The following is a 23,367-nucleotide window of genomic DNA, read 5'->3' on the forward strand; positions in this document are numbered from 1 at the left end:
CTTAGCGTATGGGCTCGTGTACGGTGACGAGCTTTGTGCCATCGGGAAAAGTAGCTTCTACCTGTACCTCGGGAATCATATCAGGTACACCTTCCATACAGTCCTCGCGTTTCAAAATGGTACCTCCATATCGCATTAATTCTGCAACACTCATTCCATCACGCGCGCGCTCCATGAGTTCAGAGGTCAATAAGGCGATAGCTTCGGGAACATTCAACTTAAGTCCTCGACCTTTACGCTCTCGGGCGAGGTTAGCGGCTACGGTAATCAGGAGTTTTTCTTTTTCCTGCTCAGTCCAGTGCAACGTAATCCGACCTTTCCCTTATGAAGTCTTGATCTCCTATATAAGTGAATAAAATCATGTTCATCTTATATAATTGTTATGTTAAATATACTCACACAGGGTAGGTTCGTTGTCAATGTAATTTGAATAATATTGGTATTTTCTATGAGCGGAAATTCATAAACGTGTTATGTATAGTAACATTGGGAGTTTGTGTTTTCTTTTGATACAACTTTAACAGTCGATTGGATTCTAACCCAGAATTCCGGAATATTGTGGGTACACCCTGCGGATGCAGTCTGGGCAAATGTCATGGGTGAACTCGGCATGGGTGTGCTTTTTGAGATAACTCTCGACGGGATTCCATGTATCCTGTTCGTCCTTAATTTGTTTACATACAGCACATATGGGAAGGAGTCCGCGTAGTGTGCGTACCTCGGATAATGCTTGTTGAAGTTGTTGCTCGGCCTGTTTCTGTTCTGTGACATCGGTGTGGGCGATTAGGGCTAGTTCGGAAGTGCAGGGTGAGTTTGTTGTGGGTAAGGGAGTGAGTTCTAAGCGGAACCACCTCTGTTTCAAGTTGGGCAGGTGGATCGTGATGTCGTATGTATGGTTACTGTCAAAAGGTGTACGAATGTTTTTGAGTCGCTGGATCGTCTTATTGCTCTGATGATCTCGATCAGGTGATGTCCATGCTTCTAATAAGTTGAGATAAGGGAGCGTGCCGGATGCCGAATAATAATACGCTGGTAAGTGCATGTAGTCATGCAATTGGCCAAGTCCTTGTTGCCAAGCGTTGTTGCAGCTACGAATAGTCCAATGGTGATCTACAATAATGAGCTGGTGGCGCATATATTGATAAGATAACTTCTCTAGATCGGTTGTTAAGTAACTCATTGTGTGAAACCCTCCTTGTGGTCAGTTGGCGCATAAGACATGGTGCTCTGCTAGCGGAGATCGTCTGGAATTTGTAAAATATCTGCGACCTGATTGCGGAATCGGGTAGCCTTGCGTGTGCCGTGAATTAGATTCGATAGACGGTATGGTGGAATGTCGTGTTGTTCGCAAAATGTTTTCTGATCCATCTGGAGTTCGGTTAAACGGCGTTTGATAGCCCATCCGAATGGGGTCACGGGTTTCTTTTTGTTCAAAAGGGTTCACCCCTAGGTTAAAAGTAGTATTCAGTCGCTCCTTTTTCGGGTAAAATGTAGGGAGATGCGAGCTGTATATTACATTATATACGTTATTGCGTCATGTAACAATTAAAAAAGACGGAAATAAGTGTATTTTATGATTTAAAATGACGTAAATTCGCAAATTCATCCATAAATGAATCGCAAAAAAACACGCCAACAAAGGAGTTGCGGCGTGTTTTTGTTCAATTAGAGGTGTGTGTTGCGTATGGTGCGTGGATGCGTAAGTGAGTTGTTATGCTTTGAAAGCGTGTAACCCGGCTCCAAGCATGTGGAAGCTTGGGAATAGAGACTTCATTGACGTCGTTGTTGCTTGAGTTGGTTCATCCGCAGCGGAGGCGCTAACGGTGTTCCATTCATGCTCCAGGTCTGCGGTCAGGTGAACCAGCAGTTCCTGTATGTTTTGACGATCGAGGGGAGGGCTTTCGAGGCTTCAATTATGCATGCGTTTGAGGCTGAGTGGAGATAACCGAGTACCGCCTCCTCGACGGGGATATCAAGGTGGTGGTTAATCCAGGCGTGAACAGTGGATAGGCATCCAACTGAATTATAGGTGGACAGCGTGTGTTCGAGTTTTCTGAAGTCGATCCAGGGATGGAGAGCTTGAGCAAGCTTGATTAACCGTTTGCCCATAGCGGAGGACTGTTCCCTGAGATCTGGAGGGGTTCGCTGGACGTGAACCAGTTTGTCAATAAGAGCTGTTCGCCATGTATCCTTCTGATCTGCTGCGCTGTAGATTCCCTTAATCGCCATTCCTTCAAGGCGGACAATGCTTGGATGCAATTGACAACGCATGAACGATTCCAGGTCTGCTACGTCACGGATTGATCCTTCTGCTATAAGTGCATCCATGCCGAATGAATGAGTGAACCCTCCGACTTGAATAGAGGAATCAAGCAGTTTGACATAATCGAGCAGCTTATTCCCACGGTTCACAATCTTTCGCCTCCTATGTTCGTTAAATGTTAATATATATAACATTTTATTGCGTTTAGATGCTGTTTATGAGTTTGAATCCGAATTATATGATATATATAATCACATAATTATCCGCTTTTTGTCAATTAAATCTTGTTATTTTTATTTAAATTTCTTTATTGTGTTAATTATAGTAACATAATGAGTTATGTGTTGAAGTGCGTAATGATATTCTTGTTTATTGGAAGGGAAGTAGGTCGAATTCAAGGATATGCAACTGCTGTGGGAATATGACGATTCATGCAGTTAGAGGTGGAATATCGTGTGAAATAACTGAAATTAAAAAGTGCTTTACTTTTATAATGAAACCCTGTATAATCAATTTTGTTGCCGATAATTTACGACATGCGGTCGTGGTGGAATGGCAGACACGCTATCTTGAGGGGTAGTGGGCGTATGCCCGTGGAGGTTCGAGTCCTCTCGACCGCATCATAATGCAAGATAAGAAGAAGCTTCCGAACATGGAAGCTTCTTTTTTTGTTTCTAACGTTTTATTTTATTCTAATTTCATTAAGCCTGAAGAATGTTGTTCAGTTCTCAAAGATCAAACTTGAAGCAGACGTAAAATTTCGCCATCGATGACCTTTTCACTAATTCGCATAAAACCTAACGATTCGTACAATTTTCCGGCAATCGTAATTCGAATTCGCTAACATATTTAGATTCCGCAATCCAATAAACGACAGGTGCAGGAAATAGAGCAAGCTGTTCTGGCTTAACTTTAAGCTGAGTACATGCATACCAATTTTCAATAGTCACAGGTTGTAAATCGATAAGTGCGTTTTTCATACCACATCACTCCTCTCAACAGAACACTCTAATGTCTATCATAAGTTCTTATGTCAAAATAAGCTCTTGAGTGCAAAAAAAAGCCACCGACTAGAGAATTCCTGCTTAACGCTAGGGTCTCCGGTTAGATGGCTGTTGGTTGTTCAATTTATTTCAATAATTTCTCGATGTCAGCTTCAATCTGATCAGGAGTTGTTTTGGGTGCGTAACGCTTTACGACACGTCCGTCTTGATCTACTAGGAATTTAGTGAAATTCCATTTGATTGCTTTGGAGCCGAGCAGGCCTGGAGCCTCTTTGGTGAGATGCTGGAACAGGGGGTGAGCGTTCGATCCGTTGACATCGATCTTCTCGAACATCGGGAAGCTTACACCATAGTTCATTTGACAGAACTCAGCAATATCATCGGATGAGCCCTTTTCCTGTGCAAATTGATTGCTCGGGAATCCAAGGACTTCAAAATTGCGGTCTTTGAATTTATTGTACAGCTCTTGCAGTCCTTCGAATTGTGGTGTCAGTCCACACTTACTAGCAGTATTCACAATAAGCAGCACTTTGTTTCGGTATTGAGACATTTCTTGTTCTTGGCCTCGAAGGGTATTTACTTTGTATTCATAAACGGTCATGAAAATCGCCTCCAGTATCGAATGAATTAATCCTATTTCGTATATATCTATTATATTGGTTGCAATTAAATAATGCAAAACTAATATTAGATAATTCTAGTTTTGGTGCATTTGGGAGTTCGAATCGGTCTCCATAGGGACGAATAGGCAGATGATTTCTGTGATCACGAGAATTAGAGAGCTTTGAGGAGATGGATGTAGCAAAAATATGTTGTAAGCGATATCATTGGGTTGAAACGGCATAAATCCGTCGATTCGGTGATCTGTGTACACTTTACATCAACATGACCTCGGTGTATGATTCATATCGTAATTTCTAATTTAATTTCTATTGTACATGAAAAAACGAAACAAACGATAATATCGATCTAATCAGTCATGATGTAAGAACGATGTTTTAATCGCTGAGTTTCCATTCATTCATGGGTGGAAAACGGGGGAACCAAAAGGATGCGCTGTTCTAGGGCAGTATGGATCCATGGGGTGAATTTTCCGGTAACAGCCGGAAATAGGGCGACTCTCGCGCCCGAATCCGTCAGCTAACCTCGTAAGCGTTAAAGGGAGAGGCAACAAGCCGTACGCTGGTTCATGGTGTTTTTGCCATGGATTCTTTAAGAAGCGTCCGGGAGGCCTTGGTCCCCACGCTTCTTTTTTGTTGTCTTTTCACGCTAAGGGAGGAACGAATGATGGATAATGAGATGATTTTAGTAACTGCTCCGAACGAAGCGGGGCGCAAATTTATCAAACTATTGATGTACAAAAAAATGCCGTTTGCCGTTCTGACCAACAGTGCAGGGGAAGAGCGGAAACTCCGGAAGTTCGGGGTAGAGCATGTCATTCGCATGAACACGGCTGCGGCTGAAAAATGGTTTTTGCCTCAGAGCAGTGTAGGCAATGTTTTTATTTTCGAGAATAGTCTCAACTTGACCTGCCGTTATTTGCAGATCTGTCGTTCGTGGACATCTAAGTCACTGTGTGTGATTACTGAACAGAGCCATCCAAAAGGAATTTATCGAGGCATGGGTGCCGATCGGATTGTCTATTCATTAAACGGAGAAGTAGGCTTCCTACTTAACGGTTGATGCTGCAACCGATGATTGCTCCCTTGTCAGGTGCCTGATATAATTGAAATAATAGATCATTAAACTTATGAACAAATGGTAAACGGAATTTTGAGGAGACTCATGCATGAAGTGGGTCTTCTTTTTTTATTGTTCAGGGGATGCAGCAAGAGTTTCCCATAGCTGACAAGGAGGAATAGATGTGCCGGATGTACGTGGGTTAAAATGGTTGTTCTTCGATGTAGGAGATACGCTAGTAGACGAATGGGAGCCTGTAGACGATATTATCGGTCAGTTCGTGAGAGAAGCCTGTGCGCTTGGATATCCGGTGCAGATCGAGACTGTGCGGGAGATATTTGTCACCTGTTACCGAAACTACGAGCCGTGGCCAATGAAAGTGGCGATACGCACGTTGATTAGCGATGAACAGCATAGAGAGCAGATTCAGGCTAAATTGAAGTTTCGCAAAGAGCTTGAGCAGCCCTATGCGTGCGCAGGTTCAGTGCTCAAATCACTGTCACGGTTTTATCGCATTGGCATCATTGCTAATCAGAGTCCAGGTACGGAGGAACGGTTAGAGCGTTACGGATTGCGTAAGTATGTGAATGTGCTTGCTTGCTCAGCTGAAGAAGGAGTGTCCAAGCCTGATCGTGAACTGTATGCGGTGGCATTGAAGCAAGCAGGGTGCAAGGCTGAGGAAGCGGTTATGATCGGAGATCGCATCGATAATGACATCGTTCCCGCGAAGAAGCTTGGAATGCGAACGATACGCATTTTACAGGGGTATGGACGGTTCCAGCCTGAGCTTGAAGATCAGGATCACCCGGATTGGACAGTTGATAATCTAGAGCAGCTTCTTCCTTTGCTTCTACCAGATCAAGACTAGGAGATATACTCCAAAATAAGATTTATAGCTGATGACCCTACTAGAGCATATCGTTCTAGAAAAGGATAAAAAAAGAGCCGACCCATTTCAAGTGAACATTTCACTTGGATGAGTGGGCTCTTTTTATTTGAATTAAAACAGCGCGATGGTCTGAATAATGAGGTACACATTCAGGACAACGATGACTGCAGCGATGATCCAGGACGTAATTTTCAACCACAGTTTGTTCGCGAATGCACCCATACTCTTCTTATCGCTCGTAAACATGACCAGCGGAATAACCGCAAAAGGAAGCTGTAAGGAAAGTACGACTTGGCTTAGGATCAACAGTTCCTCTGTTCCGTGCTCTCCTGCGATAGCGGTCACGATTACGGCAGGAATAATTGCAATCAGGCGAGTGACTAGACGTCGCAACCATGCAGGGATTCGAATGTTAAGGAACCCTTCCATAACAATCTGTCCAGCGAGAGTACCGGTAAGTGTCGAGTTCTGACCTGATGCCAACAGGGCAACGCCGAAGAGAACACTTGCAACAGTGGTACCAAGCAGAGGTGTGAGCAGATGGTAAGCATCTGCAATCTCGGCAACCTGTGTCATACCGGCACTGTGGAATACTGCCGCTGATACGATCAAGATCGCTGCGTTGATGAACAGCGCGAGTGTAAGTGCAATCGTGGAATCCATCGTTGTATAACGAATGGCTTCTTTTTTACCCTGCGGTGTCTGTTCGATCTGACGTGTCTGCACAATGGAGGAATGCAGATACAGGTTATGCGGCATGACGGTAGCTCCAATAATACCGATGGCAATATAGAGCATAGCCGGATTCTGAAGGATTTCAGTGCTAGGTACAAAACCGTGAAGCACTCCGCCCATATCGGGTTTTGCCAAGAACAGATCAATACCGAAACAAAGGGCGATAGTCGCCATAAGCACAATTACAAGGGTTTCGAGCGCACGGAAGCCTTTATTCTGTAACACTAAGATTAATAGTACGTCCACAGCTGTAATAATCACGCCGTATAACATCGGAATGTTGAACAGCAGCTTCAAGGCAATAGCGGAACCAATAACTTCCGCGAGATCGGTGGCTGCAATGGCAAGTTCGCAGAGTACCCAGAGCATAATAACCACCGGCATACTGAAGCGTTCACGACAGGCTTGAGCTAGATCGCGTCCTGTGACGATCCCGAGCTTACCCGCGAGTGATTGCAGCACAACAGCCATCAGGTTCGAGATCAGAATTACGGACAGTAGTGTATAACCAAACTGTGAACCACCTGCGATATCTGTTGCCCAGTTGCCGGGGTCCATATATCCAACAGCTACCAAGTAGCCTGGGCCAACAAAGGCGAGGAATTTTTTCCACCAAGCTGCGTTCTGAGGAACCTTCATGGAGTTGTGAGCTTCCCCGAGGGAAGGAGCCATTCCAGCCGTGGATAGTGATTCTCTGGAAGGGGCGTTAAACGGATTTCTTTTACTCATACAATAATCACCTGACTTTGAAATAATGATGTGACAACATGTGATATGTGATATATCTAAATTTTTATGTTTATACTTACATTGTACTCCTTCAATAATTTTTGTCTAGTGCAACTTTTATGTATTAACACAAAAATAAGCCGATGTCCCCATCGTGCGCATCTTTATATTACCCATCGATCAAAAATTTCAGCCTTTGAGCGTTATTTGCATGAAATTGAGAAAGATGTACAAGCTGAATATGAATCTAACATATGAATCCAATATGCGTTTCAAAATGAGCCAGAAGTTTAAAATGAATTGTAGGCAGCAAAAAAACAAAGTGAAGGAGAGATTCTAATGGAAGCTTTATATACAGCAACAGCAACAGTTAAAGGTGGACGTACAGGCTCAGTAACTTCTTCGGACGGCGTACTTCAGCATGATCTGAAAATGCCTAAAGAACTGGGTGGCTCTGGCGGTGAGGGAACGAACCCTGAACAGCTCTTTGCAGCGGGATATGGAGCATGTTACGAAAGTGCACTAGCTAACGTGGCGCGCAAAGCAGGTGTGAAGCTGGAGAATGTGGTTGTAACAAGTAATGTATCCATTGGTAAAGACCCTTCGGATGATGGATTCCAACTTTCTGTGCGTCTGGATGTAAGTATGCCAGGCGTAGACCATAGTCAAGCAGAGGATCTCGCTCGCAAAGCTCATGACTTCTGCCCATACTCCAAAGCAACTCGTGGAAATATCGACGTTGTATTAAATGTAGTCTAACCAATACTTATAGGAAAAGACTTGATTTAAATAGCAGGTATATCTGATATCGATCTGCTATATAAGACAAGCCCTGCTGGTAATCGGCAGGGCTTTCTATTTCAGTTTTGAGTAGCCTCTCTAATTAAATTGGCTGACGGTGCAGGAGATTGTAGGGTCAGGAGCGTACTCTTTTACATAATTATTCTCTTATTTCATGTGAGCTATCCTAAAAAGGGGAACGCAAAAATGAGTATTGAAGAGATGATCGAAAGGCGGTTTGTATGTTCAAAGTGCCGAGGAACCGATTGTGATATTAAAGAAGTGTCGATGTCGGGAGCAGGTTTAAGCAAAGTATTTGATATCCAGCATAATCATTATTTGTTCATCACGTGTACTTCCTGCGGATATGTAGAGGTGTTTGATCCGGATGTGCTCAAGGGAAAAAAACAAGGACAGGTAGGCACGATTCTGGATATTTTGTTTGGGGGATAAGATCACAAAAGGGTGATTGTAGGGAAGTGTTCCGGATTATTCCAGTTCAGGCGTAGCTACTTGAGTTGACATGGGCCTAAAATTTCTTTAATATGACTTAGTACTGAGAAGTATCATTGCATGAACCAAATTTGAATTGACAGGTGATATCCATGTCTTATAGACCGAAAATTGCACAATTGCAAGTAGCTAGCCAAAACGAAAAAGACGGATTGTATGAGTTTACAGTAAAACTCGAAGATGGTACACATTGTCGTGTGTTCTACTCCCGTTCCCCAGAATGGAAGTTGACTCATATCAGTCGTCTGCAAAAAACACCTTGTCCTGTATGCCGCAAAGATTTCATTTGTAAATGTATGGATCAGTGGTCAGAAGATCTGCATCACCAAATGATCGATGAGCAATGGGTGGACAAAGGACTTGCTGAAGTAACTCAAAACTAATTTCGTCTGATTTCGGGTGATTTGCCCAGACAGATACGAGCGTAGGCACCGAGCCTACGCTCTTTTTCTATTTTACTTTCCTTGATCAGAGTGTTAGGTCTGGATATATGTAATTCAGCGTTGCTAGATTTAGGGTACGCCCTAGTTGAACATAGTCTAAAATGGGTAAGTTAGTCTGATAGCATCAACTTGAGGAGGCCTCCATTATGACAGCTAAGGATATCAATCAGCATCAAGGACACCCCATTGTGCTCGTGGACGGCGTATGCCATTTCTGCCAGGGCATTACCAAATGGATTATTAAGCGTGATCCCGAAGGTAAATATCATTTTGCATCACTACAGTCCGATATTGCGAAGGAATTATTGCGGAAGGGCAATCTTTCGCCAGATCAGATGGATACGTTTGTGCTTATTGAAGATGGTGTATATTATACGCGCTCTACGGCAGCGCTTCGCTTAGCCAAAGGTCTCAAATTCCCATACCCATTGTTGTATGGCTTAATCATTGTTCCCAAATTCATACGTAATGCAGTATATAATCTGGTTGCTCGGAACCGTTATAAGTGGTTTGGTAAGGATGAGGCTTGTATGTTGCCGACACCAGAGATCAAAGAACGTTTCTTAGAAATGTAGTTTAAAAAAATTGCTTTTGATTACGAATGATGCCTGTTGGCATCATCAGCATCGAATATGGAATTCAGCCGAAATGTCCGTTGCTCACGTAGGTCTGCCTACGCTCCGCTACTCCATTTCTAGCTTCATCCCATCTTCTCGGTACTGAAAACCAATCTTTTTAAACGCGGATATTTATCAAAAGCCTTCTTGATTAATAACGGGAAAAACTGGGTAATAAATAAGGATTATATTTATTTGGGAGGAAATCAACTTGAAGAAGTGGACTACATTAATTATCGGGGCAATATTATCCATCAGCTTGGCCGCGTGCGGAAACGATACAGATAACAGTGCTGCAACGCCGCCAGCGAGCAATGAATCAACCAATGAAGCGACGAACGAGGGTACAGCAACTGATCAGCAGGAAACGGCAGCAATCCCAACGCTAGATGAGTTAATTACCAAAACAAATGAAGCAACCACAGCGATGAAGAGCTTCACAACAGATGCAACGATCGACCAAAATCTGAAGCTTGAGGCTGGTGACCAGTCACAGGATCAAGAGGTTAAAACTTCGATGAAGATGGATATTATCAAAGATCCAATGATGATCTATCAAGAGATGAAGGTCGAAATGGCTGGGCAGGAAGCACAGAATGTGAAGCAGTATATTACTTCGGATAATATCTACTCACAAGTCGGCGATCAGTGGATTACGATTCCTGAAGATCAGACCAAGGAATTGATTACACAGATGCAAGCAAGCATGAATCCGGAAGCGGAACTGGAGCAATTCAAAAAGATCGCTGAAGATACAAAGATTACAGAAGAAGGCGACAATTATGTGATCAACGCTGACGTATCGGGTGACAATGTGAAAGAATTGGCCAAATCCGTCATGGAGCAAAATGGATCTGATGCTCAGACTCAAGCGATGCTGGAGCAGATGAACATTACAAGCATGAAGATGAAGTATATGGTTAACAAAGAGACATATCTGCCTGCAGCTACCGATGTAACCATGGTAATGGAGATGGAGCAGAATGGACAAAAAGTAACCATGGACATGAAAATGAACTCCACCTTCTCCAACCATGACCAAGTAGAAGAGATTAAAGTTCCACAAGAAGCATTAGATAGCGCGAAGTAAGCTAGCTGGGTGCTAAGTGGTGAGTAATCTTTAAGCCACACGAGTGTAATCAGAGGCATGTCTTAGCACAGTTCTGTGTGTGAACATTATGTTTGCACACATCTGTGTAGGGCATGCTTTTTTATTTGTGTCTATCTTTTCTGGTCATAGATCAGGAATGTATAGTAGAATTTATGTAAACGTTTAAGGGGAACTATAGCTTGCACGGTATCTCACGAGAGGGGATTCAGAAATGATTCAATATGCACATTTACATCATGTCAGTCTGGCTGTACGTGATCTGGAGATTGCGAAGCAATTTTACTCCGGACTACTGCAGATGCAGGAGATTGAACGCCCGCCTTTTCGCTCTACAGGCATATGGTATGCCATTGGCAGTCAGCAACTGCATTTGCTGCAACATCCTGAAGGGCATACGCTGCGTGAAGCGGGGATTGATACGACGGATGGGCATTTTGCCATCTGGGTTACGAGCTATCAGGAAACAATAGACTGGCTCACGAAGCAAGGCATTGAATACGAAGCGAGACCGGATAGTGTGGCTGGCTTTGCACAGATTTTTGTCCTTGATCCGGATCGTAACATTATTGAGTTTGGCGCATTGTATAATTCTTAATCATTGGCTGTATGAGAGATGTCCATATGAATCGCATGAGTTTTAGGTTAATTGCAGCTATAGGATGATTTGTATAAATCTCTTGCTCCCCCAGAAATTGTATGATATATTATCCATACATTCATAGCACGTGACGGAAGCACCGTCCATATGCTGCATGCTCATGCAGTCATTGGACGGTGCTTTTTTGTGCTTTTTTGCGGGGAGGGGAGAACAATTGATTGTTCTAAAAGTAGTGCTTGCTTCTAAAGATCGAGAATATATCAGCGCCTGGTTAGATTTTGTGCAGGGGAGCTCAGCAGGCTCTGGTTTGCGATTCACAGCATTTTCACAATGGGAGCCCTTCAGAGAGCATATGCATGGACAGGGGGAGCGAGAGATACCCGATCTGGTCATCGCGGAGCCGGAGCTGCTGAACGCTTGGCTTAGTAGTGGTGGTGATACCTCGGGAATACCATGGTTAATGCTAAGTGAGGGAAATGATGAGGTACAGGAAGATAAACAGTTGATGAAATATCAACCTCTGCCCTCTTTGTTAGATGCGGTCATGAACGCATGCCGTCAGCCACGTCGCAAGAAGGCGCATCGACCAGGTCAGGATACTCTTTCTATTGGAGTCGTCTCTGCCTCAGGTGGAAGTGGGAAGACAGCAGTTGCTATGCATATGGCGAAGCAGTTAGGACTGGCTGGATATGCTGTGCTTTACCTTAACCTGGAGACGTTGGACAGTACGCAACCCTTCCTTGAGAAAGGTCTAACCCGAAGTCTACAGCGTCAGCCTGATGCCGAAACGGGGCTGTCTCGACTTTTATATGATCTGAAGGTCAGCCGGAAAGAAACAGGGAAAGCGGTACAGTTGCAACCGCAGTCCAAAGGTGTAGATCATTATGTCCTCCGTCATGAAGGACTGAAGTCCGATGTATTCTGGCCTCTAACGAATCGCAAAGAGTTGCTGCAAATGTCCAAGGAGGATACCGCTAATCTCATTCAACACCTGACTCAATGTGGACAATACGACGTCATTATTCTAGATGGAGATTCAGGCTGGGATGGACGTAGTGAAGGGATCATTGAAACAGCAGATACGTTCGTATGGCTTGTAGAAGACGATATTGCTGCGATGCATCGCTGGGGGCAATGGATACAGTACGCTGAGCGGGTGAAGCCAAACTGGATTGAAGGCGTAATGGATCGTGCAAGATTCGTCGTGAACAAATATCGGGACAGTGTTGTGAATGCGACGCCAAGACCTGACCTGCATCTGGATGCCGTACTGCCCTATATTCCATCCTGGAGGCAGATTAGTCAGGAGGAGGTATTGCTTAGCTCACCGATCTTTCAGCGAGAAGTGAAAAGGCTATGCGCGCTGCTGATCCAGAATGGGGAGGAAGAGCTAACGCAGACAGATCGAATTCACCAGGGAGTGGGAGGACGCTAATGACAGACTCATCCCTTAATGATCTAAACCGAGAAGAACTGTTCCAGCATATGCGTCAGGAAGTAAGGGCTGGGCTAGATCTGACCTCATCCGCAGGAGACGAGGAGTTATGGCAGGGAATTGAGCGGAAAGTGCTCTCTGATCCGAATCTTCATGACCTGACATCTGGAGAGCGACATACGTTGGTACAACGGCTATATGACTCCTTCCGTGGGCTAGATATATTACAGCCGCTTGTGGATCATCCCGATATTACGGAAATTATGATTAATAGCCATAGGGAGATATTTGTAGAGCAAGCAGGTGAAGTTAGCCGGATTACACTTGAATTCGAATCCAAGGAACGGCTGGAGGACATCATCCAGATGATTGTGTCTGGGGTAAACCGAATTGTTAACGAGTCTTCTCCAATCGTTGATGCCAGGCTTAAGGATGGTTCACGTGTCAATATCGTATTGCCACCCATCGCCTTGAAAGGGCCTACGATGACGATTCGTAAATTTCCAAGTGAGCCGCTGACAATGTTGAATCTGATTCAGAAGGGCGCATTGCATGAAGAGGCAGCAGAATTATTACAACAGTTGGTACGTAGTAAGCACAATATTTTTATCGGTGGCGGTACGGGTTCAGGCAAAACCACGTTCCTTAATGCATTATCTCAGTTCATTCCCGCTGATGAGCGGATTATTACGATTGAGGATTCGGCAGAGCTACAGATTGTGACGGTACCTAACCTCGTTTCTATGGAGACACGTAATGCCAACACCGAAGGTAAGGGTGAGATATCGATTCGGGATCTAATCAAGTCTTCTCTACGGATGAGACCCAATCGTATTGTCATAGGTGAGGTTCGGGGTGCGGAGGCGCTAGATATGTTACAGGCCATGAACACAGGTCATGATGGTAGCTTGAGCACGGGTCATGCCAATAATATTCGCGATATGATCAGCAGGCTGGAGACGATGGTACTTAGTGGTGCAGACCTTCCGATTGCTGTTGTGCGGCAGCAGATTAGCTCGGCGATCGATATCTTTGTGCATTTGTCCAGACTACGTGATCGTTCACGTAGAGTAACTGAGATTAGTGAGGTTATGGGTATAGAGAACGGGGAAGTAGTGCTTAATCCTTTGTTTCGATTCCAGGAGCAAGAAGAACGTGAAGGGAAGATTATTGGGGACTGATACAGGTTGGCATGCTGAGTCGAATCGACAAAATTCAGATGGCTGGCTTGGGCGACTGGTTTGCAGAATACATAGAACGAACAAAGGAACACAATTCGTTAAAGAGTTAATTTGCGTATAACAACGTTAATTAAATATTAGAAATTGTTTGGAAGGTGATTATTGTTGGCGGAAGCTAGACAAGCATTAACCGATTACACCGTATTCACGTTATCCCGGAGACAGCGATTTACCTGCATGCTGATTAGTGGATTGTTATTTTTCGGCATCGGTATTCTATTCTACCATCACTGGTTGGCTGGCATTATCTTGGCTGCAGGGTGTATCTGGGTGCCTAAACATTGGACTAAGGTGTTGCTCGAGCGAAGGAGAACGACGCTCAGTCTGCATTTCAAACAGGCACTATACGCACTGTCTTCTGCACTGGCTGCGGGTAAATCGGTTGAGAATGGATTTAAGGAATCCGTAGAGGATCTACGGATGTTGAACCCTGAAGCAGATACGGATCTAATTCGAGAGTTTACTATTCTGCGGACGCGGATGGAGTATGGACAGCCTATTGAGGAAGCCTTGCAGGATTTTTCCGATCGAGCACAGGTAGAGGATATTACGAATTTTGCAGACGTGTTTATTACTTGTAAACGAACAGGTGGTGACCTGGTTGAGGTTGTCCGGCGAACATCTTCGGTAATTGGAGAAAAGCTAGATATTCAGCAGGATATTATGGTTGCCATAGCACAGAAAAAGTTCGAATCCAAGGCGATGTTTGCTGCCCCGTTTATATTTCTTATTTTTCTTAATTTGACTGCAAAGGACTTTATGGAACCTCTGTATAGCGGCATGGGATATCTAATCTCCACAGGAGCTTTAGCACTGCTTGCCTGCTGTTATCTGTGGATTACTCGAATCATGGATATCAAAGTATAGGGGGATTTCTCCATTACGAGAGCTGGCTGAACACGGACTACATAATAAGGAGTTGAAACGATGCTACTTCCCGTCATATTCGGAGGGATGCTCGGGATTGGATGGCTGATACTGGATCGTACCAAAGGACAGACCTACCGCCATTTACGCAAGCTGGATATGGAAGGGTTACGATTTAAGAAGCTGCATGCTCCATTCTTGTTTCTATTGGATAAGTTTGAGGTGGGACGTCGATTGCCTGTAGTGATGTTCCGTATGCAGCATGCCATTCAGAAGATGTATGGCATACAGCACAGTGGGGAGAAAACGCTGCTCTACAGTGCGGAGATGCTGACATATACCTGGCTTATGTTATTGGTGGGCTGCTTATTATCCCTTGTTGGGGATATAGGTCTTGGTGGATTGGCAGGTGGTATAGTGCTTGGTGCTCTCCTGCCCTTTGCGTTATATAAGGATCTCAGCAGTAAGGTGCAACGCAGAGATCAGGATATTCTGGTGGAATTACCAGAGCTACTGAATCGAATTGTTTTATTGGTTGGTGCTGGAGAGACGGTACAACGCGCCATTATGCACTGCGTTGCCAGTCAGGGAGAACGAGATCATCCATTGTACAACGAGCTTCGGAAGACAGCCCACGACTTGAATAACGGTTATTCGTTTCAACAGTCGTTCGAGCAGTTCAGCCGGCGCTGTGGGGTACAGGAAGTAACGATCTTCACAACAACGGTGTTACTTAATTTCCGGCGTGGGGAGGTGACTTTGTATTGGCGCTGCGGGATCTTTCGCATGTGTTGTGGGAGAAGCGTAAGGCTGTTAGTCGGGCAAAGGGAGAACAGGCTTCTTCCAAACTTGTGTTTCCGATGGTACTGATCTTTTTTACGATCGTTGTAATGATTGGGGCACCTGCTTTTATGATGATGAATATGTAGGAGGAATTGGGATGCTGGAATTAATGAATAACAAGGTCAATGGATTTTGGAAGGAAGAGGATGGACTTGGTACGCTAGAGCTCATCTTGATTATCGGCGTTATTATCATCATTGCATTGATATTCAAAAAACAAATAACTGAATTAGTCACAAATCTTCTTGGTAAGGTGACGAAGAAAAGTGATGAATTCTTCCCAGGATAACCGGAGGAATAAGGAGGAGGGGAGCTTCACGATTGAAGCCTCCCTAGTCTTCCCAGTTGTGTTGTTTACGCTTGTTATCCTGCTTTTCTTCAGCATGTATATGTATCAAAAAACGTTCTTGAATCAGCATGCATATGCTGCATCCGAGCGTGCCGCTTATAGTTGGGATAACAGTCACAAGCAAGCGATGACCGGAGAATTTGCTACAGGAGAGTACGACAACTTGTACTGGAGATTAAAGGATGACCAATTGCTCGGTGCACTCTTTGGCTGGGCAGGGGCTGACAATCAAGTTACGGTTTCGGTGCCAGCTGGTGAAGGTGGTGGCTTAACTGAACAAAAGTTATCTCAAGCAGTTCAAGGCATGCCTACGGCTATGACTGGAACGATTGAATATCAGAATACGCTGATTCAGCGTAAGGTAACGACCAAGCTTGAACAGATGATATCTTTGCCGCTACCTTCTTTTTTATTTGATTCAGGTAACAGTGTGTTTACAACGGCTTCATCTGCGGTTGTTGAGCCGGTAGAGTTCATTCGAACGGTAGATTTAATTCGTTATTATGGAGCCAAGTTCAAAGGCAAAGGTGGAACTGGAGATAGTAACGCTGCGGAAGCGGGACAGGTCGTGCAATATTTCGGAAACCGTAAAAAGTGACAGAAGGAGGGGGAGCGCTGTTTAGAAAAAAAGATGGTGAAGCGGGAGCCGTTACCCTTTTTTTAATATTAATTTTGGCAGGCGTATACATGTTTGTCGCTGTATTCATTGATTATGCCCGCATTGCCGCTTTCAAAGTGCAGGCTGAACGCATGACACATGCTGCGCTAAGATCCGTCATGTCAGCATATGACCCATCACTGCGCGAATATGGATTATTCGCTTATGGAGACAGCAGCAGCGAAGCAATTATGGCCAAGGTGCTGAATGACAGTGTGAAGCCGTCTGCGGTGAAGGATAGCTTTCCGATTCTTGATATCCAATGGGACACAACATCCTTAAGTATGGATCGGGAATTAGGGAATTACGAGATCTTCAACCGTCAGATTCAAGAGGATATGAAATATCGGGCACCTGTCGATTTTACCCTTGAAGTGGTCAATCGTTTCAAACCGATGTCTGAAGAATTGAAGGAAGCAGCACATACAGTGGATTTGCTCAAGAAACTGCAGAAGCTATATGACAAGCGAGAAAAATTGTTGGATGAAGCGATTGAGAATCAGACAGAATCGGCAGAAAAGCTGAAAAATCTTCCCGATCTGATCATGAACCCGCCTTCGTCTGCCATATATGATGAGATGCTGAGAGAAGCACCAGAGACTGCTGCTGAAGCCGCAGCCCGGTACGCTGATTATCTTAATAAAAAGCAAATCGACGAGGGTCTGCCCTTCACCCAGCAAATGTACATAGTAGAACTGGGTCGTTATCGGACAGGGGTTGGCAAAGTGGCGACAGGCATAAGCATGACTATTCAGCCAGCGTTTCAGACGCATCAAACCAAACTGGAGGAGGCACATGCCAAGATCGAAGAAGCCCGCCAGATTAACGAAGAGATGAAGCGAGTTATTGCTGAGGGAGAGAATCGTTCACAGAATGCCAGCTACGATAACGTAGGTAATTCAACGCTGGCTGGCGCGAGCCCTTCATCTGCTGGACGAGGTGATGAGGCTAAAAGTACACGTTCCCTTGCTTCCGAGCTTGTGAGAGCTGATTCTTTATTCGATCAATTGAATGCACGAGTTCGTTCACAGACGTCAGATTTCAACCTCGTGCGAACGGACAGTATGGAACTCAATATGCAGCTTCATAGTGTCACGGCTGTAAACGGTGTTGCAATTAAACCTGCAGTTACACAAGCAAGCCGGACTACAGAGCAATATATGAATACCTATGTACGCAGCGGCTCTTCAAACGTCATCATGCAAAGTAAAAAGCAGCTTGAAGAGGGGCGAGGCTCAGATGCCCAGCGTAAAGCGAACGACAAAGAATCGAAAGGCAAGCTAAAGGAAGTCAAACGCATGTTGTCACAGATTGAAAAGGGCAGCTCCGGGTCAAAGGAAGCATTCAAGCAGTTAGAGACGTATTACAACGCAAATATTGCTTTTAACGAGGCGAGTCGTGAAGAATCTAAAAAAGCTGAAATTGATGGTGATCCATACGATTCTGGTGGCAATGCCATGAACGGAATGGACAGCTTGTTTGGTGGCATGTCAGGACTACTGGACAGTCTTGGGGATGAGTTATTCCAGAACGAATATGCGCTGGCGTATTTCAACTCAATGGATTTTGGACAACTGTTTAACTGGACAGAGGGTAGTGGAGATGCGGGGATGTCTTTAAGCTTGAAAATCAGGAGCTGGAGTACATCGTTTACGGTTTCCATAATCCTTCAGGTAACATTGCGGCTGCTTATGCCGAAATCTTTGGGATGCGACTAGCGATTCGTACAGCAGAAGGGTTAGTGAAGAATAGCAAATTAGGCAATCCGCTTCTGGTACTCTCCGCAGCGATTTTATACGGGATTACACATGCGATTGCAGACATGGTGGCTCTTGCCAAAGAAGGCAGCGTTGAATTGTCCGATTATATCAAAGTGAAATTGACATACCGAGATCATCTCAGACTGTTTTTGCTTATGCATAGTAATAATGACCGGAAAATGTCGCGGATGCTTGCACTAATTAGGCTGAATACGGGTGTGAACCCAGACGAGAAGCAGACATATGCATCTAGCGAGATACGAAGTAGCATCAAATTATGGTTCTTGCCTGGCGTCGCCAAAAGTATAGGCGCGGTATTAGGCAGCACAGATCAGGTTGAGGATGGGCGGCTTTTCATTGATCGGAAAGTGGATTATTCCTATTAAATGATAGGGCTCGTTCTGGTGGAGGGAATATGGATAAGCAGTATCAGCAGCAGGCTCAGCAAGAGAAAATGTTGGAACGATTGCAGACTCGTCTGACACAGATCAACAGACTAGAGCGCTTGAAAAATCTAAAATCCTTGAAAGAACGTAGCCGTTCTGCAAAAAAGGAACAGGGCAGTATCGTGCTGGAAGCTTCGTTAGTGTTACCTGTGTTTTTGTTCTTCGTCATGTTTCTAATATACATTGTGCAAATGACACTGGTATCTACTGCACTCCAGAGTACAGCAGGCGAAGCTGTAAAACAGCTCTCTACCAAGATATATCCCGTATCTCTTGTATTTACTCCTTCTGATTCAGCAGGTAACGGGAGTGGTGATTCGGGGACTGGTTGGAAAATACCCGAGCTGTCCCTCACAGAGTGGGCAGAAGGGTATGCATCTTCGCTGCCAGAGCCACTTAGTAACTGGGTACGGGCAGCAGCAGCTCGAGGGAGCAGCCTTTACAGGAGATCAAAACATCTGTACTGGAAGCTGTGCTTGACCCAGTTGTAAAGCCGCTGCTACAACCCTTTATGAACACTTCAATACTGGATTATGAACGAGTACATGTAAATGGGGTCTCTATCCCTGATCTTAAAAACAAGACCAATCCATATTTCAGACTTGAGCTGAGTTATGAGTTGCCACTCAAGGTACCTTTTATCGGTAAATCACTACGAATTCAGGCTTCTGCCGCAGAACGATTATGGATTGGAGATACAGGAGAAGGCTCCGACGGTAGTGGGGATGGCACAGATTCAACAGGCTCGGTTACTGTGTTGTCCAAGCCAGAGCCTGCATACATAGGCAATAATGCCATGATTAGGGTTAAGGTAGAGCCCGGAACCACAGCGAATTTAACGATCTTTTACAAGTCGGGGAGAGTACAGCCAAGCACATTGGTTGGGCAACTGCAGATGAGAACGGAGAAATTCAGTGGGAATGGTTTGTTGGCACACGTACAACGGAAGGGACGTGGACGTTTGTTGTAGAGACAGCGGATGGTGTTGTGATGGAAACGGCGTTCGATGTTGCCTCTAGAAAGTAATAGATGTGAGTGTTCAAAAAAATTGGTTTTCAGTACCACCTCTAGAAGGGAGGAGAGTCGGAAGTGACCTGGTTCTCTATTATTTGCGGTTTATATGTACTGGCCGCTTTTGTTACAGATGTACGTTCAATGAAAATTCCGAATCGGTTGACGCTTCCTGTAACTGTTGCGGGACTCCTGGCTCATACGATTTGTCAGGGCTGGGAAGGGTTCATATTTTCAGTAACAGGCTTTGGTGTATGTTTCGGCATCATGTTTCTAATGTATGCATTTGGAGCTGTTGGTGCAGGAGATGTTAAGTTATTTGGCGGTATAGGAGCATGGACGGGGCTTGTGTTTGGCATTCATGTATTGGTCTATTCCATCTTGTACGCTGGTGCAATTGGTCTGATCATCTTGTTGTTCCGTAGAGATTTTGCCAAACGAATTCGTGCCATGGCAAGTGGGATTGCAGGCTTCTTCATGCTTGGCTCACTTCAGCTGGTTAGTAAAGATAAAACATTAAAGTTTCCGTTTATGCTGGCGGTATTACCCGGGTTCATCAGTGTTTATGTATATATGGCTGCGATATAGATTGAATTAAAGCTATTTGGAAAGAGAGGATCGGTATGTATGGATTAACAAGGGATTTTATCCGCAACGGTGGAGCCTTTATGGTTCTGGAAAAACCGGAAGGGCTGAAAATGGAGAGTTTAAGCCGAGTACAGACGGGCATGCTCACTGCCAATTCGATTCCGCGGCTACTACCTATCCATATTCGTGAAGTGGACAGCACGGTGACGTTACAGTATGACATCTCAGGCTATAAAATGCTGTCACAGGTTTTGAAGTCGAGCAGGATTGAAATGGCTGTTCTATACGGTATATTGTACCAGCTTGCGGACACCTTTACCGAATGTCGTCAATATATGCTGGAGTCACGTAAGTTGATGCTGCAAGAGGAGTATATTTTCGTAAAGGGATCGCTTGAGCAGGGTGAGCTTGGTTTAGTCTACGTACCTCTTATGGATACGCCAGAAGTGGATTCTACACCTCTACAATTTCGCGAACTGGTTATTCGCCTAATGTCACATACGAAGGAATTACAAGGACAAGGCATCCAGCGTGTTCTGCAATTATGTGATACGGAGCAATGGGATGTTCAGTTATTGCGAGAGTTGTTGTTGGAGTTGTATGTAGATGAACAGAAAGGTTCAAGTAACGTTGAGTTTCTATCTTCAAGATCGACTGGAAGCGGTGGGGTCGGTAAGCATGCACAACTATCAGGCAATCATGCTTCAGAAGATGTTCGAATAGGCCAGCCACAATTTAGTAGTCGGGAGTCTTACTCGCCGCAGCATGTGCTTTTTGAATCGGAACAACCGCTCCATTGGCGTCAACACGCCAAGAATCCTGATGAGAAGGAACTGGATATAGTGAACAGGTCGATGTCCAGCTCTTCAACTAGACGTTCTCAACGAGATACACCACCTCAGTCATCTCAGTCTAACTTCGGTAATGAGCAGTCATTAGGGCGGTTGCCCAAAGCGTCAGTACAAGATGACATGTATGATGAACAGTTGGACGATCAAGCCGAGCAGAAAGCGGCTTCTTCCAAGGTAACTTATATCCTGTTGGGCTGTATGGTGGGCATGGCATTGATATGGAGATTCATCTACATGGAGCAACCAGTTGAAACACAAATGATCCTGTCTGCTGCATTAAGTGTTGTATTGCTTGCCATCGCTGTATGGGCGTGGATTAGCAAGGGGAGATTCAATACGCCAAAAGGCAACACCAAACGTAACAAAGCAGATCAGAAACAGGATTCATATCCATACTCGGATTCCGATTCGAACGCTATGGACACTTCTACAGATAAAAAATCTACCTTTTTTGGGTTAGGCAAGAAACGCCCTAAAGAAGAGGATGAGATGTTTCAGGAGAACTGGCGTTGGAACGCTCCAGCACCGGCTATCGATCAAGCTTCCACTGCTGCTGGTTACGTAGGTCATGGTACGAGTACTCGTTTGCAGGATTTGCATACAGAAACGCATGATAATCTAACTCCGCAGGCTGCGCCTATCACTCCATCGACCTCTGAATTACCACGTTATCATGTGGCAACAGAGCCAACGGTTAATTTGCAGAATGTAGGAGGTGGGGAACAAGCAATAGCAGGAATGGGTATGTCGTCATTTTATCTGGAACGTCGTTCAGCGACGGGTGAGCATAATGAACGGATGGATGTACGCGGAGCTTCTTTTGTGATCGGAAGATCAGCAGACATGGTGCAGTGGGTCGATACAGCAACCGGTGTGTCCCGTGCTCATGTGGAATTGAGCCGGAACAAAACGGGCTATGTGATCAAGGATTTGGGCTCTGTCAATGGAACGATTCTTCAAGGCAATCCACTTGCCCCGTACAAAGAATATCCATTGCAGGATGGAGATACATTTACGTTAGCTGATTCATCATACACCTATCGATCAGTCGGATAAGTCTCGATGCTTCAGGTCTTCTAGGGCTTTGGTTAACGTAGGGAATGTAAACTCGAACCCGTGATCTAGAGCCTTTTGCGGAATCACGCGCTGTCCTTGCAGCAGCACTACTGAGAGTTCGCCTACCAAGGTCTTGATGAGGAATCCAGGTACGGGGAACCAATGCGGGCGATGGTACACCTTCCCGACAATGCGCCCAAACTCGTCATTTGTTACAGGGTTCGGCGATGACGCATTCACCGGTCCTGAGATGTCTTTGTTCTGAATCGTAAAATCAATCAGTCGCACGATATCCATAATGTGGATCCAACTCGTCCACTGCTTGCCACTGCCGATTCTACCGCCAACCCCCAACATATAAGGTAGTTTCATGAGAGGGAAGGCTCCCCTTTTATGACCGAGTACAAGACTTACCCGGATTTTCACAAGCCGTACATCTTGGATGGCATCGGCTGCTATTTCCCACTGTTCAGATACACGGGATGGAAAATTCATTGATTTTTGCGGACTACTCTCATCAAAGGTCTCTGTTGGAGACGTTCCGTAGATCGCCATCGCAGATGCTTGAACGACAACCTCCGGTTTGTTCTCTAGTGACTTGACGAGCTTAGCTACACGAGCTACCGTCGTTACTCTGGATTCCACAATTTCTAATTTTGCCTTGGTCGTCCAGCGCTGATTCAGTGTCTCCCCAGCAAGGTTCACCAAGGCATCCATTCCTTCTAACAAATGTGGCTGTTCCTCGGCTTGCTCCCAAGAGATGTATGTAAGATTTTCACTAGGGTTATGAAGGTCGGGCAGTTTGCGTGTAATGATTTTCACATGGTATCCGGCCTGCAACCAATAATCAACAAGTGCGCCTCCTACAAATCCGGTTCCTCCACAAATAGCAATTTTCAT

General features: G+C 44.9%; 27 protein-coding genes, 1 tRNA gene, 1 pseudogene and 1 riboswitch. Of the genes and pseudogenes, 21 read left to right on the plus strand and 8 right to left on the minus strand.

The annotated features are described in order from the left end of the window. Position 1 precedes the first annotated feature (1 nt). The 4 genes from DMB88_RS07010 to DMB88_RS07025 all read right to left on the minus strand — a co-directional run bounded on the left by DMB88_RS07010 (position 2) and on the right by DMB88_RS07025 (position 2,412). Positions 2-304, minus strand: a complete 303-nt coding sequence (locus DMB88_RS07010) for an urease subunit gamma (protein WP_128100770.1) — start codon at positions 302-304, stop codon at positions 2-4. 231 nt (positions 305-535) lie between these two features. Then, positions 536-1,180: a hypothetical protein gene (locus DMB88_RS07015; protein WP_128100771.1), complete on the minus strand. Its 645-nt coding sequence runs from the start codon at positions 1,178-1,180 to the stop codon at positions 536-538. 50 nt (positions 1,181-1,230) lie between these two features. Beyond that, on the minus strand, positions 1,231-1,434 hold the full coding sequence (locus DMB88_RS30900) for a hypothetical protein (protein WP_056699605.1): 204 nt from the start codon (positions 1,432-1,434) through the stop codon (positions 1,231-1,233). 417 nt (positions 1,435-1,851) lie between these two features. Next, on the minus strand, positions 1,852-2,412 hold the full coding sequence (locus tag DMB88_RS07025; protein ID WP_164848634.1) for an urease accessory protein UreF: 561 nt from the start codon (positions 2,410-2,412) through the stop codon (positions 1,852-1,854). A 389-nt stretch (positions 2,413-2,801) separates the two neighbouring features. Here DMB88_RS07025 and DMB88_RS07030 point away from each other — a divergent pair. Next, a tRNA-OTHER gene (locus tag DMB88_RS07030) sits at positions 2,802-2,883 on the plus strand. Positions 2,884-3,060: 177 nt separating this feature from the next. On the opposite strand, the gene DMB88_RS07035 is transcribed toward DMB88_RS07030, so the two are convergent. Both DMB88_RS07035 and DMB88_RS07040 read right to left on the minus strand, forming a co-directional pair. Then, on the minus strand, positions 3,061-3,243 hold the full coding sequence (locus DMB88_RS07035) for a hypothetical protein (RefSeq protein ID WP_254438487.1): 183 nt from the start codon (positions 3,241-3,243) through the stop codon (positions 3,061-3,063). A 148-nt stretch (positions 3,244-3,391) separates the two neighbouring features. Continuing rightward, complete coding sequence (locus tag DMB88_RS07040) at positions 3,392-3,868, minus strand: glutathione peroxidase (RefSeq protein WP_056699599.1); 477 nt, start codon at positions 3,866-3,868, stop codon at positions 3,392-3,394. 392 nt (positions 3,869-4,260) lie between these two features. After that, positions 4,261-4,437: riboswitch (cyclic di-AMP (ydaO/yuaA leader) on the plus strand. Between the two features lie 114 nt (positions 4,438-4,551). On the opposite strand from DMB88_RS07040, the gene DMB88_RS07045 reads away from it, so the two are divergent. After that, complete coding sequence (locus DMB88_RS07045) at positions 4,552-4,950, plus strand: hypothetical protein (RefSeq protein WP_235540704.1); 399 nt, start codon at positions 4,552-4,554, stop codon at positions 4,948-4,950. Positions 4,951-5,131: 181 nt separating this feature from the next. Then, positions 5,132-5,815, plus strand: coding sequence for an HAD family hydrolase (locus tag DMB88_RS07050; RefSeq protein ID WP_164848635.1), 684 nt, complete (start codon positions 5,132-5,134; stop codon positions 5,813-5,815). 132 nt (positions 5,816-5,947) lie between these two features. Here the strand turns inward: DMB88_RS07050 and DMB88_RS07055 are convergent, their stop codons facing one another. Then, positions 5,948-7,243, minus strand: a complete 1,296-nt coding sequence (locus DMB88_RS07055; protein ID WP_128104350.1) for an Nramp family divalent metal transporter — start codon at positions 7,241-7,243, stop codon at positions 5,948-5,950. A gap of 396 nt (positions 7,244-7,639) precedes the next feature. On the opposite strand from DMB88_RS07055, the gene DMB88_RS07060 reads away from it, so the two are divergent. The 18 genes and pseudogenes from DMB88_RS07060 to DMB88_RS07140 all read left to right on the plus strand — a co-directional run bounded on the left by DMB88_RS07060 (position 7,640) and on the right by DMB88_RS07140 (position 22,467). Then, positions 7,640-8,059, plus strand: coding sequence for an organic hydroperoxide resistance protein (locus DMB88_RS07060; protein ID WP_128100774.1), 420 nt, complete (start codon positions 7,640-7,642; stop codon positions 8,057-8,059). A 228-nt stretch (positions 8,060-8,287) separates the two neighbouring features. Beyond that, positions 8,288-8,533, plus strand: coding sequence for a zinc ribbon domain-containing protein (locus DMB88_RS07065; protein ID WP_056699587.1), 246 nt, complete (start codon positions 8,288-8,290; stop codon positions 8,531-8,533). Positions 8,534-8,685: 152 nt separating this feature from the next. After that, positions 8,686-8,976, plus strand: a complete 291-nt coding sequence (locus DMB88_RS07070; RefSeq protein ID WP_128100775.1) for a hypothetical protein — start codon at positions 8,686-8,688, stop codon at positions 8,974-8,976. Between the two features lie 206 nt (positions 8,977-9,182). Further along, entirely contained in the window at positions 9,183-9,611 is a 429-nt protein-coding gene (locus tag DMB88_RS07075; protein WP_128100776.1) for a thiol-disulfide oxidoreductase DCC family protein, read from the plus strand. A 253-nt stretch (positions 9,612-9,864) separates the two neighbouring features. After that, positions 9,865-10,743 carry a DUF6612 family protein gene (locus tag DMB88_RS07080; RefSeq protein WP_128100777.1) on the plus strand — a complete coding sequence of 293 codons (879 nt, stop codon included), beginning with the start codon at positions 9,865-9,867 and terminating at the stop codon, positions 10,741-10,743. 232 nt (positions 10,744-10,975) lie between these two features. Continuing rightward, a complete protein-coding gene (locus tag DMB88_RS07085; RefSeq protein WP_056699563.1) occupies positions 10,976-11,359 on the plus strand; it encodes a VOC family protein in 384 nt (127 codons plus the stop codon). A 217-nt stretch (positions 11,360-11,576) separates the two neighbouring features. Next, a complete protein-coding gene (locus DMB88_RS07090; protein ID WP_128100778.1) occupies positions 11,577-12,797 on the plus strand; it encodes a P-loop NTPase family protein in 1,221 nt (406 codons plus the stop codon). Next, positions 12,797-13,978 (plus strand): TadA family conjugal transfer-associated ATPase, encoded by a 1,182-nt coding sequence (locus tag DMB88_RS07095; RefSeq protein WP_128100779.1) that lies wholly within the window; start codon positions 12,797-12,799, stop codon positions 13,976-13,978. Before DMB88_RS07090 ends, DMB88_RS07095 begins: the two co-directional genes overlap by 1 nt. Before the next feature lie 165 nt (positions 13,979-14,143). Continuing rightward, positions 14,144-14,905 carry a type II secretion system F family protein gene (locus DMB88_RS07100; protein WP_128100780.1) on the plus strand — a complete coding sequence of 254 codons (762 nt, stop codon included), beginning with the start codon at positions 14,144-14,146 and terminating at the stop codon, positions 14,903-14,905. 60 nt (positions 14,906-14,965) lie between these two features. Then, positions 14,966-15,834, plus strand: a pseudogene (locus DMB88_RS07105) (type II secretion system F family protein). Between the two features lie 11 nt (positions 15,835-15,845). Continuing rightward, positions 15,846-16,037: a Flp1 family type IVb pilin gene (locus DMB88_RS07110; RefSeq protein ID WP_128100781.1), complete on the plus strand. Its 192-nt coding sequence runs from the start codon at positions 15,846-15,848 to the stop codon at positions 16,035-16,037. Next, positions 16,018-16,695, plus strand: a complete 678-nt coding sequence (locus DMB88_RS07115; protein ID WP_128104351.1) for a TadE family protein — start codon at positions 16,018-16,020, stop codon at positions 16,693-16,695. The genes DMB88_RS07110 and DMB88_RS07115 overlap by 20 nt, the downstream gene beginning before the upstream one ends. Then, the gene (locus DMB88_RS07120; RefSeq protein ID WP_128100782.1) at positions 16,692-18,473 is read left to right on the plus strand and encodes a hypothetical protein; all 1,782 of its coding nucleotides are present in this window, start codon (positions 16,692-16,694) and stop codon (positions 18,471-18,473) included. Before DMB88_RS07115 ends, DMB88_RS07120 begins: the two co-directional genes overlap by 4 nt. Positions 18,474-18,496: 23 nt before the next feature. Then, positions 18,497-18,901, plus strand: a complete 405-nt coding sequence (locus DMB88_RS07125) for a hypothetical protein (RefSeq protein WP_128100783.1) — start codon at positions 18,497-18,499, stop codon at positions 18,899-18,901. A gap of 29 nt (positions 18,902-18,930) precedes the next feature. After that, positions 18,931-19,452 carry a TadE/TadG family type IV pilus assembly protein gene (locus tag DMB88_RS31940; protein WP_368028323.1) on the plus strand — a complete coding sequence of 174 codons (522 nt, stop codon included), beginning with the start codon at positions 18,931-18,933 and terminating at the stop codon, positions 19,450-19,452. 20 nt (positions 19,453-19,472) lie between these two features. Then, positions 19,473-19,931: a hypothetical protein gene (locus DMB88_RS31945; RefSeq protein ID WP_368028324.1), complete on the plus strand. Its 459-nt coding sequence runs from the start codon at positions 19,473-19,475 to the stop codon at positions 19,929-19,931. Between the two features lie 119 nt (positions 19,932-20,050). Next, positions 20,051-20,560, plus strand: coding sequence for an A24 family peptidase (locus DMB88_RS07135; protein ID WP_128100784.1), 510 nt, complete (start codon positions 20,051-20,053; stop codon positions 20,558-20,560). Between the two features lie 35 nt (positions 20,561-20,595). Beyond that, positions 20,596-22,467 carry a DUF6382 domain-containing protein gene (locus tag DMB88_RS07140; RefSeq protein WP_128100785.1) on the plus strand — a complete coding sequence of 624 codons (1,872 nt, stop codon included), beginning with the start codon at positions 20,596-20,598 and terminating at the stop codon, positions 22,465-22,467. Here DMB88_RS07140 and DMB88_RS07145 read toward each other — a convergent pair. Further along, a complete protein-coding gene (locus tag DMB88_RS07145; protein WP_128100786.1) occupies positions 22,456-23,367 on the minus strand; it encodes a TIGR01777 family oxidoreductase in 912 nt (303 codons plus the stop codon). The genes DMB88_RS07140 and DMB88_RS07145 overlap by 12 nt on opposite strands.

Source organism: Paenibacillus sp. DCT19 (assembly GCF_003268635.1).
Classification (GTDB): domain Bacteria; phylum Bacillota; class Bacilli; order Paenibacillales; family Paenibacillaceae; genus Paenibacillus.